We start from the raw sequence: 12,938 nt of genomic DNA on the forward strand, positions 1-12,938 counted from the left end.
TATGGCTGGCGTGCGCATGGGGGCGAAGGATGGACGCCCGCATCTGGCTCGAGGTTGTCCGAGGCCGGCCTGATCCACCACGTCACCGACTACTGGTCGGAGTCCTACGACCCACCCTCCGGGCAGGACCACCACTGGGAGCGCAGGCCTCCCCGCGGGGAGCGCGACCGGGCGTGGAGCGTCGAGCGTGTTCCACCCCGACCCCGGACTCCCCACAGCGATCCCACACGAAAAACCCCAGGCCGCGACCTGGGGTACTGCTCCTCCGGTTGGACTCGAACCAACAACCCTTCGGTTAACAGCCGAATGCTCTGCCAATTGAGCTACGGAGGACCGTCTTCTGTTGTCGTCGGACTCAGTGCCCGACTGGTGAATACCTTAGCGCACCCCGGAAACCCCGAGGAACGCACCCCCCTACCCAGCGCCTACCCAGCGCGCGACCAGGCACGACGGGCACAGTCGGGTGCCGGATCCCGTCAGTCGCAGCGCCCACGCCCCGCCGGCCCGCTGGCCGCCTCGGGTGTCGGGATGATGCTGATGGCACCGGAGGTCTCCAGCACCGCGTACCGGATCTGGTGCAGGCCGTGCACGCCCTGGCGTTCCCGCGCCGCCGTGAGGATGTCGTCGACGGTGATGTGCTGGGCTGCCAGGTGCCTGTCGACGGGCTTCCCGTGGTCGACCAGGACGAGGGGAGCCCCCTGGAGCACGCGGTCCACCGGCCGGAACCGCCACCGCAGGTAGTCGGCCGTGCGGTCGACGAACATCAACGTCGTGATCACCAGCAGGGCGGTCGTGATCGAGAAGTCATCCCCGATGAGCGCCTGCTGGGTCGCCTCGCTGATGATGAGCAGCAGGATCAGGTCGAGGGTGCTGACCTGGGCCAGGGTGCGCTTGCCGGTGAGGCGGAGCAACACCAGGATGCCGAGGTACACGGCGGTGGTGGCGAGGACTGAGTGCACGGTTCCCTCCTCCGGATGTGCCCGACCAGGGGCTCACGGGTAGACGAACTGCCAGAACTCGACGCGGTCCCCACCCGGGACGCTCACCCATCCGGACCGGGCGCCCGCCCCCTGCGGAGCGAGGTCGAAGGTGACGTCGACCTCCGCTCCCTCCCCGACGAGGAAGTCGAACCGGACCGACCCCTCGGACGCCGTGACCTCCGAGGGCTCCGGATCCAATGACTCGACCTGGTTGTCGGACAGGTACGAGGCCGACACGAGCACCGCGACCGTCTCGGCCCCGTTCGGCACCGGAACCCGGAGCCGCAGGTCGTTCTGCCCCGTCGCCCGGCTGAAGCGGTCGTACTCGATGGCCAGGCCGCTGCCGACGTCCCGCGCGGTCGCGTCGCTCAGCGGCCCTCCTCCCCAGCCGCCGAGGAGGCCCACCAGGACGATGACGCCCATCACCAGCCAGCCACCGTTCTGGGCGAGTTTCTCCCAGCGCAGGGACCCCGACCGGTGGTTCACCGACCAGTTGGGAGGAGAGTCCTCGCCCGCGCCCACCACACCTCCCCGCCCCTCGCCGGATCGACAGACCGCGTCCAGGCGCGGATACCCCTGCCGCCCCTGGGAAGCACCTCCCGGCGGCGAACTTCACCCCCAGAGGTGAGGGCGCGACCCGCGGCCAGCCACGCCGGGCTGGGGCGGCGGAGCGACCAGGCCGGGCCGCCGGCCCCCGCGCGGGACACCACGGCGGTCAGGCGTCACGGACCTCCACCCGATCACCGTCCAGGCACACCCCCACCCGGTGGCACCGCTCGGGCGCCCCCGCCGACCAGCAGGAACGGTTGTCCTCCGCGACCACCACCTCCGAGGGGTGCACCCGCAGCCGCCGGGCGAGGTGGTCCTTCACCGCCACACGGACCAGCCGCGCCGGTCCGCGCAGGTCCGGTGGAAGCCCGTAGAGTCCCGCCACCGTGCCCGGCAGGAGGTCCGCCGCGTCCACGTCGACCGCCGACAGCACGGTCGCCTCCCCGTCGGTGCGCGACAACCCGAGCCCGCCGGCGTAGCGGCGCAGGTGCAGGAAGGCGCGCCGGTCGCGCAACGGCGACTCCGGGGGGAGCCCCGTCTCCACCAGCACGTCGACCATGCGGACGGCGACCAGCACAGCGCCGTCCGCACCGGTGAGCTGGATGTCGAAGGTGGGCAGCGCCGGGCCGGCCGGGAACCCCACGAACCGCACCTCCAGCCCCAGCCGGCCCACGTCCGGCACCTCCCCGAACAGGTCGAGGGACTCCACCCGATGGGGGAAGCAGACCGCCGAGCGGCTGACCTCGGGCGCCCACCGCCACAGCTCCTGGTGCGGGATGGCCTGGGGCAGGGTGTCCAGCACGCCCTGGTGCAGGTGGCCCCGTGGTACCGATCCGGCCGTCGGGTCCACCACCGCCGAGGCGCCGGTGGAACCGAGGGACAGCGACCGCAGGTAGTGGAAGCTGGGGCCGTGGAAGAGCGCCCCGGACTCGTAGGGGTTGGGTTGCGCGACGGCGTCCACCAACGGCGCGAACGGCTCGGGCGGTGGACCCGGTCGGGCGCCCACCCGGACCGTGCTCGTCGCCACCGGCTCGAAACGGGACAGCTCGGCCGTCCTCGCCTCCCGCCAGACGGCCAGCTCGGCGGAGTACCCGTCGGGCCCTCGGGCGACGGAGGTCCGCAGCCGCAGCGGCCCCGTGACGGGTGTCCACCTCCTGAGCTGCACGCCACGCAGGGACAGCACCCGTTCACCGGTGTGCTCGGCGACCGCGCCGGCGAGCCGGTCGACGGTGGACATCATCGGCAACGCCGGGAGCACCCAGGTGGGCCGGTGGTCGTCCAGCCACCCGTCCGTGGCCGGGTCCAGGACCTCCTCCCGGACCACGACGGCGGCGTCCACACCTGCGGCCACCCCGGCGGAGGGGGGACGCGGCGGTGTCCGAACCAGGCCCGACGCGGCCGGCGCACCGGCGCCACGGCCCGACCGGGCACCCCCTCCGGGCCCCGGTCCGCCAGCCGACCCACCCCCGGGATCCCCCTCGACGATGCGCATCCCGAGGTCACGCACGTGGTAGATGCGGCGGCCGTCCACCCACAACCAGGCCTCGGCGGTCGCGTACACGCCGCGCTCGTCCACCCCGACGTCGAGCACGTCCATCTCCACCGTGACGACCCGGTCGGTCGGCAGGACCTGCCCCCGGTAGCGCCAGTTCACCCGGTGGCCCAGCCGCACCGGTTCGAACCGGGGACTGGTCACCGCCGGTTCCACCGTCCGCAGCAGGTAGTACTGGAGCAACTGGCACATCGCCTCCACCCCGAGCGAACCCGGTTGGACGGGGTCCTGGAAGAAGTGGGCCTTGAAGTACCAGGCGTCGGCGACGATGTCCTTCTCGGCGCGCAACCGTCCCAGGCCCGCCGAACCGCCCTCCGGCCAGAACCCCGTCACCCGGTCGAGCGAGCGCAACATCGGACCGGCCAGCCGCAACGCGCCGGGCCGGTCGCTCCACTCGGCGAGGTGGACGACCGCGTCCCCGGGGAGCAGCATCCGATCCCGGTCCCGTTGGCTGGCCGGCAACCCGGGCTGCTGCTGGAAGGAGTCCTCGGGGAAGAACCCGAAGACCGCCGTGCCGGTGAACACCGCTCGTCCCTCCACCGAGGAGGCGAAGGAGAACGACAGGAGGGTGATCTCCCCGGCCCGCGAGTGGTTGGTCACCTCGATGGTGGTCGCCACCACGTCACCGGGCCGGACCTCCCCGACGACCGTGCCCTCGCCGTCGAGGTTCCGGAAGAAGACCTCGACCGAACCGACCAGCGTGGGCCGGGCCAGCTGGACGGCCAGGACCCCGCACCCCTGGAGGGCGACCTCCATCAACGCCGCCATCGGCATCGTCGGGCACCCGTTCTGCTCGAAGTACCACGCCCGATGGGGCGCGTCGTACTCCACGGTGAGCCCGGTGGGCACGTCGCCGGCGTCGCCGGCGAACTCGGTCACCCTGCTCAGGAAGTTGTACGGCGGCCCCGGGAAACGGGGTGTGCGGCGCGCGTCCAGCGCCGCGAAGCCCGGCCCCAGCGCCTCCGAGGGACGCCCCCAGGCGCCGGTGAGCAGGGCGGCGTACCCGAAGGACAACTCCCCCCACCGCGCCGGCGGCACCGGGTCCCGGTGGTCGCGCAGCCCGCCGAGGTCCACGAGGGGGACCGGGGCGCCGGTGGGCTGGGCACGAGGTGGGCCCAGGTGCCGCCAGTGGTCGAGGGGCCAGTCCGGCACCAGGCGCAGCGCGAGGTCACGGGCGTGGAACGCCATGACGCCGTCCACCCAGCACACGACGTCGGCCACCAGCGCGGGTTCGGGTTCCCCGGTCACCGACGACACGAACACCTCGTACCGCAGCCGCGCGCTGTCCGGGGTGACCTGACCCCGGCAGCGCATGGTCACCGGGCGACCCGTCACCGGTTCGAAGCGCCACCCGTCCCGACGGAGCGTGAGCCCCAGCGCCGTGAGGTGGAACGCCATCGCCTGGAGACAGCCCTCCAGGATCAGGCTGCCCGCCATGCACGGGTCGTGGGGGAAGTGACCGTCGAAGAACCAGTCGTCCCGCCGAACCGGCGTCTCCGCCCGCAGGTACCCCGCCCCCCACGGCCCACCGTGGGGGTCCAGTTCGGTGACCTCGCCGAGCAGGAGGGTCCGCGCGTCGGTGATCCTGGGCGTCCGCACGTGCGCCGCCGCCAGCGCCCAGCCGGGGCCGAAGCAGTCGACGGGCCGCCCCTCCGCCCACGCCAACACCGCGTCCCGGTCGAACCGGCCGGCCGGGGACACGTGAAGCGGCCAGGTCACCGGCCTGACGGCCGAGGGACGGTGCCGCTCGGGCTCCCACCGGGTCGGGCCGACCCCGGCGAGCTCCTCGTCGGTGAAGAACCCGGCCCGCGCCTCGCGGACCGTCACCCTCAGTTCGTCACCGACATGGCAGTCGTAGTGGAAGAAGAACAGCCGGGTGCCGGCGTGTTCGGCGTGCCGGTCGACGTGGATGTCGTAGCGCAGCGTCTCCCCCGGCCGCGGGAGCGGGCCGTGGAAGGTCACCTCGCAACCGAGCAGCCGGTAGACCCGTTCGCCCCGGTTGAGCAGGTCGACGCCCAGCCAGCTGATCAGCAGCAGGTCGGCCTGGCCCGCCTCGATGACCATCCCGGCGGTCATCCGCCCGGCCGGGTCGAGGCACCAGCTGTCCAGTCGGACGTCGGTCTCGGTGCGGATCGAGCCCAGCCCCATCGTGCCCGGCTCCCCGTCGAGCCCGGTGACCCGGTCCACCAACAACAGCGGACCGCTCGGCAGCCGTACCCACCGTGAGAAGCGGTCCTGGGCGGCGAAGAGCGGACCGAAGTGGCGGGACAGCGGTTCGATGGCCATCCGTTCCAACTGGGCGCGGCCGAACAGCGGGACCGACGGCGTGACGGGACCCGACGGCGCGACCGCGCCACGGGCACCCCGCTCCACGGGCTGGCCCCACGGCTCGGGTGCCGGGCTGTCCGAGCGGACCAGGTCCGTGAGGTGTCCCACGGCCGCGCCGAGGTCCACCGCACCTCCGGGGGCGAGCGTCCCTCCCTGGGTCGCTGACGCCCCGGCCAGTCGCACCACCGACCACAACCCCCTCTCCCGACCGCGCAGGAACGCGTGGTGCGCGGCGGTGAGAGCCGCGAGGTGCCGCCGGTGCGCCTCCACCAGCCGTGAGCGGAGCCCCGCCGCCAGCACGAGCGGTCGCGCGTCCGGGTCGGCGTCCCACACCTCCTCCGAGTCCGACCTCGGCGCCGCCGACGACCCGGTGGTCCTCCCGACCGACGCGCGCGAGGCGGGCACGTCGGATCGCCGGGTCGCTCCCGGTGCGGGCGCCGACAGGCCAGCCCCGGTGATCGGCGCGGGTCCAGCCGCCGGCGAGCGCGGCCCGCCGTGGACAGGCCCTCCCACCACCGGCGACGAGTTCGCGGCCGGGGGCACCCACGGCGCTGGCAGCATCGTTCCGGCCGCGTCCGCCACCGCGACCGGGACGGCCGCACCGTCTCGGACCGGTGGCCCCTCCGGCCCTGCCTCGGGTGCCACGGGGCCGTCGGCGCGGCCCTCGGCGTGACCGGTCGCCCTCCCGGCGGGTGCCGACCGTCCGCCGCCACCGCCGCCCACCGACACGGGCTCGACGACACCCCGCGCCAGCCGGAGCCCGGCGGCGAGCAGCTCGGCGGCCACCCGGTCGAGCTGGCGCACCGCGCGACCCGGCGACCCGTCCAGGGCCACCGCGAGGTGGTCCCGTCCCGCCAGCACCCGGCTGATCCATGCCGTGCACTGGGCACCCGGCCCCTGTTCCAGGAAGAACCGCACACCGTCGGCCCACGCCCGCTCGACCACCTCGGCGAAACGCACCGTTCCCACGGCCTGCGCGGTCAACGCGTCGGCGAACCCCTCCGCCGTCACCGGCACCGGAGCCGCCGCGGCGCCACCGTAGAACCGGACTCCGGGATCGGTGGTGGACCGGTGGTGGTGCCGCCACCACCGGTCCCGGACCTCGACGAGCTCGGGCGCGTGCGCCGCCACCGGGTAGTCCACCGGGATCGCGTGGACACCGCCCATACCGCGCACCACCTCGGCGCAGGCCTCGCTCTCACCGCCGACGACGCAGACGTCCGGCGCGGTCACCGCGAGCAGGTGCACCGCCCGGCGGCCGGCGAGGGCGACGCGCACGGCCTCGGCGGAGGCCAGCACGAGGTAACTGGACCAGCGGGAACCGGGGATCCCCTGGCGACGCCAGGCGCGGCGGACGGCCCGGTACTCACCGGAGAGGTCCCGCGTGAAGAGGGAGTCCCGCGCGGTGTCGGTGAACACCGCCGAGTCCCGCCAGGCACCGAGCGCGACGGGCGCGGTGGCCTCACCCGAGGAGTAGCCGATGGCGGCCTCCGGCCGCAGGCCCCACCGCGTCAGGCAGAACTCGGTGTGCCAGATCGCCAACCGGCCCGCGCCCAGGATGCGGGCGGGCACCCCGGAGGCCACGTCACCGACGGGCATCCCGGTCCGGCGGGACGCCGAGTCCACGACCTCGGGGAAGGCCAGGGCGAACTCCTCCCCCATGCCGGCGTAGCTGGCGGCGGCGTTCGTGTAGACGAAGGCGACCTGCCCGGCCAGGGGAGCGTCGCGGTAGGCCACCCCGGGCGGGCACGGCGCCGGCCCTCCCCCCGCCAGCCACCGACCGGCGGCGTCCTCGTCTCCGTCCCGGAGGACCACCAGCCGGGCCGGGCCGACATCCGACCGGGCCCGGGCGCGCAGTGCCGCCAGCACCTCCGCCCGGTCCCGTCCCGAGTAGACGCGGGACGCCACCGGCCCGAGGAGCGGGGACGCCGGCTCGCCGGTCCTCTCCCGGTCACCACCCACGGCCATCCCCTCACCGCCCCGCCGCGTGCTCGTCCGGGGCGGCGTCCACCCCGAACGCGGCGAGCGTTCCCGGCGCGACGAGCACCACCCGGGTCGCGGCCCCCGACCCGGTCACCTCCTCGGTGAAGGCGGTGGCCCCGGCACCCAGCGGGATCAGGGGCACGCCGGCCCGTTCGAAGCGCTCCGCCAGGGCCGGGCCGACCATCCCGCCGTGCCACGGGCCCCAGGCGAGGGAACGGACCAGGCAGTCGGGCCTGGTGATGCGCTGCGAGGACGCCACCAGGTCGAGGACCTCGTTGGCCATCGCGTAGTCGGCCTGGCCCGCGTTGCCGAAGCACCCGGCGACCGAGGAGAACACGCACAGCAACTCCACGGGGTCGTCCTCCGTCGCGGTCAGCAGGGCGCGCAGACCGCCGACCTTGGTGTCGAGGACCCGGTCGAACTGTTCGTCGGTCTTGTCGGCCAACAGCCGGTCGGCGAGCGTGCCGGCACCGTGCACCAGGCCGGTGATCGGGCCCCAGTCACGGCGCACCTCGTCGAGGGCGGCGGCCACCGCCGCCTCGTCGCGGACGTCGACGCTCAGGTACCGCACCGGTGACCCGAGGGCCCGCAGGTCGTCGAGCGTGGCCCGGATCTCCCGCACCGCGAGCACCCGGCGTGCCTCGGCGGCGAGCTCGGCGGGGGACGGTGGCCCGTCCGCGCGGTCGCCCCACGAGGAGGCGAGCGAGCGGACCAGGTCGGCTTCCTCCGTGGCACCGTCGAGACCCGGCGGTTCCTCCACCAGCTCGGTCCGACCGATGAGGGCCAGGTAGGGCTGGTGCTCCTCGGCCATCGCCCGCATCGCGGCGGCCGTCACCCCGCGCGCGCCCCCGGTCACGACGATCACCGACCCGGGGCTCACCCGGGACTGGTCCACGTCGGGCACGACCGCCGCCGGGACCGGGACGGGAACGACGCGCGACCCGTCCGCCCGGAGCCCCACCGCGGGTGTCGCGCCTCCGACCGTCAGCTCGGTGACGAGGGCCTCGGCGATCTGCTCCGGCCCACGGCCGCCCCGCGCGCAGTCGAGGGCCCGCACCGAGGCCAACGGCCACTCCCGCGCGGCCGTCCTGGCCAGCGCGGCCAGCCCGCCCAGCCAGGCCCGGGCCGGATCGCCGCCGTCGAGGCCGAAGTCCCCGCCGGTGTCCTGGACCGTGACCAGCAGTCCACCGCGCTCGGTCGCCCGGGGCGCGAGGCGGCGGGCCGCCGCGAGCGCGGCGCGGCTCACCGCCCTGGCTCGGGTGGGCGAGGTGTCCTCGGTCAGCGCGCCCAGCAGGATCGCCGCCGACGCGGTCTCCGGGACGTCGTCGACCACGGTGGCCTCGATCCCCTGCCGCCGGAGCCGTTCGACCAGCGCCGGCGCGATCCCCCCGCCGTCGTCGGTGACGACGATCGGCGCGTCACCGAGCCGGGGCGTCGGTTCGCCGGGCGCGACCGCCTCCCGGGCCTCGACGACGAACCGGCGCACCAGGTCTGGCGGGGTGGGGGACGGGGACGGCGCGAGGTCGGGCACCTCCTCCACGCGAAGCGAACTTGTCGGAGCCGAGGTGCCCTCGCTGCGCCCCGCCAACCGGTCGGCCACCTCCCGCAGTGTCCGCAGCCGCGCCCACTCGGCGAGTTCGTCCTGGGCGAGCTCGCCGACGAGTTCCCGCAGGGAGGAGAACACCTCCACCTTCTTGATGGAGTCGATGCCGAGGTCGGCCTCGAGCTCCATGTCGAGGTTGAGCACGTCGACGGGATACCCGGTCCGGTCGGCCACCACGGACAGCAGGGTCTCCTCGATCCGCTCCGGGTCCAGCGCGGGGAGGTCCGCGCCGCGGCCGGCCGGGGCCGGGGCGGTCAGCTCGGTTCCCACCGGGGCCGGGCCGGGCTCGGAGGAGGGCACCAGCGGAGCGGCGGCCGGGGCCTGGGGAGCTGGGGCCATTTCCCAGGCCACCTGCGGTTCCCCGACGGCGGGGGCGGGCCCGGTGCGCTGGGGTGGTGGCGCGGTGGGGACGGTCGGGCCCCAGGTCTCGCCCCCACCGGGCGCCTCGACCGTCGTCCACGGTTCCACGGCGGGCTCCGGGACGCGGTGGGATGGCGGGGTGGGGAGGGTGGCCCGCGTCGACGGGGGCTCCGCGGGGGCCGGCGGCCAGGGACCGGCCTGCCGCCCCGGAGCGGCCTCGCCCCCGGCGAGCAGCGCGGTGAAGGTGGACTCGGCCATCCGGAGGTACGTCAGGTGGCTCTCGGTGAGCATGCGCTGGAAGTCCGCGTGGGCCTGGGCCGTCTGCCGTTGGGCCTCCTCGACGATCCGGAGCCACCCGGAGCCCAGCACGCGCGTCGGCGGTACCAGCGTTCCGGAGAGGACGTCGGGCACGGGCCCGTGCCCGTTGGTCGCGGGCGGCGTGGGCGCCCCGGGTGCGCTCGGCGCGGACGCTCCGGGGGTGGTCGCTCCGGGTGCGGTCGGCGAGTCGACCGGACCGCGCGTCGGCGGGCCGGGGTGCGCGGGGGCGACCGACCGGATCGGCGGACGCGGCGACGGCGGTTCGCCGGGCCCCCACTCCGGCGGGGCGGTGAACCCGCCGCCCGCGCCGACCTCCGCGGCGGGGGCCGGTGTCGCCGGCTCGGCTGGTGGGGCTGGTACCGCGCCGACCCCGGAACCGTTCGAGGGGCCCGGAGGAGCGGTATGGGCCGCCGGTGGACCGGGGAGCTCACCGGAGCCGTCCGGAGGCGGGTAGGGGCGTCCGTAGTTCCCACCGTTGATGCGCACCGTCATCCTGGGCACGACCTCCGTTCCTGTCCGGGTCGGGCCGTAGCCCGCCCACAGCTGTGTGCGGTCCAGTGGGACCCCGGCGACCGCCAGCCGCGCCAGGCCGTCCCACAGCACCCTGACGCCGCACCGCCCTGGTCGGTCCAAAGGCACCGCCAGGTGGTCGCGGTCCGCCAGGACACGCCCCACCAGACCGGTGAGCACCGCCGAGGGTCCGACCTCGACGAAGGTGCGGACACCGGCGCCGTACATCTCCTCGACCACCTGGGTGAAGAGCACCGGCCGGGTCGCCTGCTCCACGAGGCGACGGCGGACCTCGTCCGGCTCCCTCGGGTACGGCCGGGCGTCGGCGCCCCCGAACACCTCGACCCCGGGCGGCCGCGCCTCCATCTCGGCGAGGAAGGCGGCCAGGGGATCTGTCACCGCCGCCACCAGGGGGGTGTGGAACGCCGCCGCCGTCCGCAGGGGTGTCGAGGAGAACCCCTCGGCGGCCAGCGCCGTGGCCAGCTCGGCCACCGCCTCGGAGGCCCCCGCGATCACCACCTGGTCCGGCGCGTTGTGGTTGGCCACCCACACCCGCGAGCCCGGGTGGTCCCCCAACACCGCCGCCACCCGCTCCGCGGGTCCGCTGACCGCCAGCATCACGCCCGGGTCCCCGGGCACCGCCTCCATCAGCTCGCCGCGACGCCGAGCGATCCGCAGCAGGGAGGCGAGGTCGAAGGCGCCGGCGGCGTGCAGGGCGGTGACCTCCCCGAAACTGTGTCCCGCCACGCAGTCGGGACGCAGGCCGACCGAACGCAGCACCCGCAACAGCGCGGCGGAGTGCGCCGCGAGCGCCGGCTGCGCCCACCCGGTGGCGGTCAGCCGCTCCTGCCGCTCGTGGAGTTCGTCCTCGGAGAACGAGGGCGGCGGGAAGACCCGATCGCGCAGCTCCGGCCCGAAGTCGAGATCGGCGGCCTCGTCCCAGGCCTCCCGCCCGGAGGAGAGGTGCACCGCCAGGTCCGCGCCCATGCCGACGTACTGGCTGCCCTGCCCCGGGAACAGGAATCCGACCCGCCCCGGGCTCACCGCTCCGACGCCGTAGTGCCAGCCGGCCGGAGTCGCGAAGGACGAGTCGGGCCGGCGCTCCACGAGGTCGGCCGCCTCGCCGAGCGCGTCGACCCCACCGGCCTCGACGACGACGGCGAGCCGGGCGGGCGCCTCCCGCCGGAAGTCCGCCTGGGACCGGCGCGCGAGGTCCGCCAGCGGCTGGCCGGTGTCCAGGGCGCGGGCCGCCTCGGCCAGCTCCGACGGGCCGCCGGCGGACACCAGGACGAGCTCGGCGGGGCAGGACCGCACCCGCCATGCCGGCCGGCCCCCCGTTCCGACCGGGGGCCGGTACTCCTCCACGGTGACGTGGAAGTTGCTGCCGCCGAAACCGAAACTGGACACCGCGGCCCGCCGCGGGTGGTCAGCCGACCGGACCCAGGGACGGGCTCGGGTGTTCACGTGGAACGGGCTGTCGTCCACGCCCAGCTCCGGGTTGGGCCGGTCCACCTTGATCGTCGGCGGGAGGACACCCTGCTGGACCGCCAGCACCGCCTTGATCAACCCGACCGCGCCCGCCGCGCACTTCGTGTGCCCGATCTGCGACTTGACCGACCCGAGCGCGCACCACTGCCGGTCGACCCGACCGGTCTCCTCGAACACGGCGCGCAGCGCCGTGAACTCGGCGACATCACCCGCCCGCGTGGCCGTGCCGTGCGCCTCCACCAGTTCGACCGTCTCCGGCCCGTAGCCGGCTTCGGCGTAGGCGTGCCGCAGGGCCCGGCGCTGGCCCTGTTCGAGGGGGGCGTAGATCGACGTGCTCCGCCCGTCGGAGGACGCCCCCACTCCCCGGATGAGGGCGTGCACCCGGTCGCCGTCCCGTTCGGCGTCCTCGAGCCGCTTCAGGGCGAGCATGCCCAACGCCTCCCCCAGCATCGTGCCGTCGGCGCGATCCGAGAACGGGCGGCAGTCCCCGGTCAGCGACAACGCCGGGGTCTTGCTGAACCCGACGAACGCGGTGATGTCGTTGAAGGTGTCCACCCCTCCGGTGAGGACGAGGTCCGAACGCCCCAGCCGCAGCTCCGCCACCGCCGAGGCCAGCGCGGCGAAGGAGCTGGCGCAGGCGGCGTCGGTGGTGTGGTTCACCCCGTGCAGGTCGAACCGGTTGGCGACCCGGCCGGCCACGACGTTGGTCAGGCCGCCGGGGAACGTCGACTCCGTCCAGGGCGGGATGAGCTCGGCCACCCGTTCGGCGATGCGCTCGGTGTCGCCCGGGGACAGCCCGTGCTCGCGCATCACCCGGCGCAGCAGTGGCCCCTGCAGGCGGGTCGCCGTGTAGGGGATGAGGTCCAGGGTGGAGGCGCCCAGGATCACGCCGACCCGTTCCCGGTCGACCCCGTCGAGGCCGATCGCGTCGAAGACCTGCCGCGCCACCACGAGGGCCAGCAGTTGCGAGGTGTCGGTGGCCGCGAGGGTGGACGGGGGTATCCCGTAGGACATCGGGTCGAAGTCGACATCGGACAGGAAACCGCCCCGCCGCACGTAGCTGTGGTCGGGCGCCGAGGGGTCGGGGTCGTAGTAGTCCTCGACCAGCCACCGGTCGCGGGGGACGTCGGTGATCAGGTCCCGACGCTCCAACACCATCCGCCAGAAGTCCTCGACCCCGACCGCGCCGGGGGTGAGCACGCCGAGGCCGACGACGGCGATCGGGGGCGTTGCCGGTTCAGATGACATCGTGGGCCTCTCTGTCGGT

At 74.9% G+C, this 12,938-nt stretch carries 4 protein-coding genes and 1 tRNA gene; all 5 read right to left on the reverse strand.

Annotation, left to right across the window (positions count from 1 at the left end; all coding sequences use genetic code 11):
• Positions 1 to 260 precede the first annotated feature (260 nt).
• Positions 261 to 333 (reverse strand) — tRNA-Asn (locus ACOJVX_RS18920).
• Positions 334 to 476: 143 nt separating this feature from the next.
• A complete protein-coding gene (locus ACOJVX_RS18925) occupies positions 477 to 959 on the reverse strand; it encodes a DUF421 domain-containing protein (RefSeq protein ID WP_026419862.1) in 483 nt (160 codons plus the stop codon).
• 33 nt (positions 960 to 992) lie between these two features.
• Positions 993 to 1,502, reverse strand: coding sequence for a hypothetical protein (locus ACOJVX_RS18930; RefSeq protein WP_422646967.1), 510 nt, complete (start codon positions 1,500 to 1,502; stop codon positions 993 to 995).
• 193 nt (positions 1,503 to 1,695) lie between these two features.
• Complete coding sequence (locus tag ACOJVX_RS18935) at positions 1,696 to 7,377, reverse strand: hypothetical protein (protein ID WP_422646968.1); 5,682 nt, start codon at positions 7,375 to 7,377, stop codon at positions 1,696 to 1,698.
• Positions 7,378 to 7,381: 4 nt separating this feature from the next.
• Positions 7,382 to 12,919 (reverse strand): SDR family NAD(P)-dependent oxidoreductase, encoded by a 5,538-nt coding sequence (locus ACOJVX_RS18940; RefSeq protein WP_422646969.1) that lies wholly within the window; start codon positions 12,917 to 12,919, stop codon positions 7,382 to 7,384.
• Positions 12,920 to 12,938: the final 19 nt, after the last annotated feature.

This window comes from Actinoalloteichus caeruleus, assembly GCF_049311605.1.
Classification (GTDB): domain Bacteria; phylum Actinomycetota; class Actinomycetes; order Mycobacteriales; family Pseudonocardiaceae; genus Actinoalloteichus_B; species Actinoalloteichus_B caeruleus.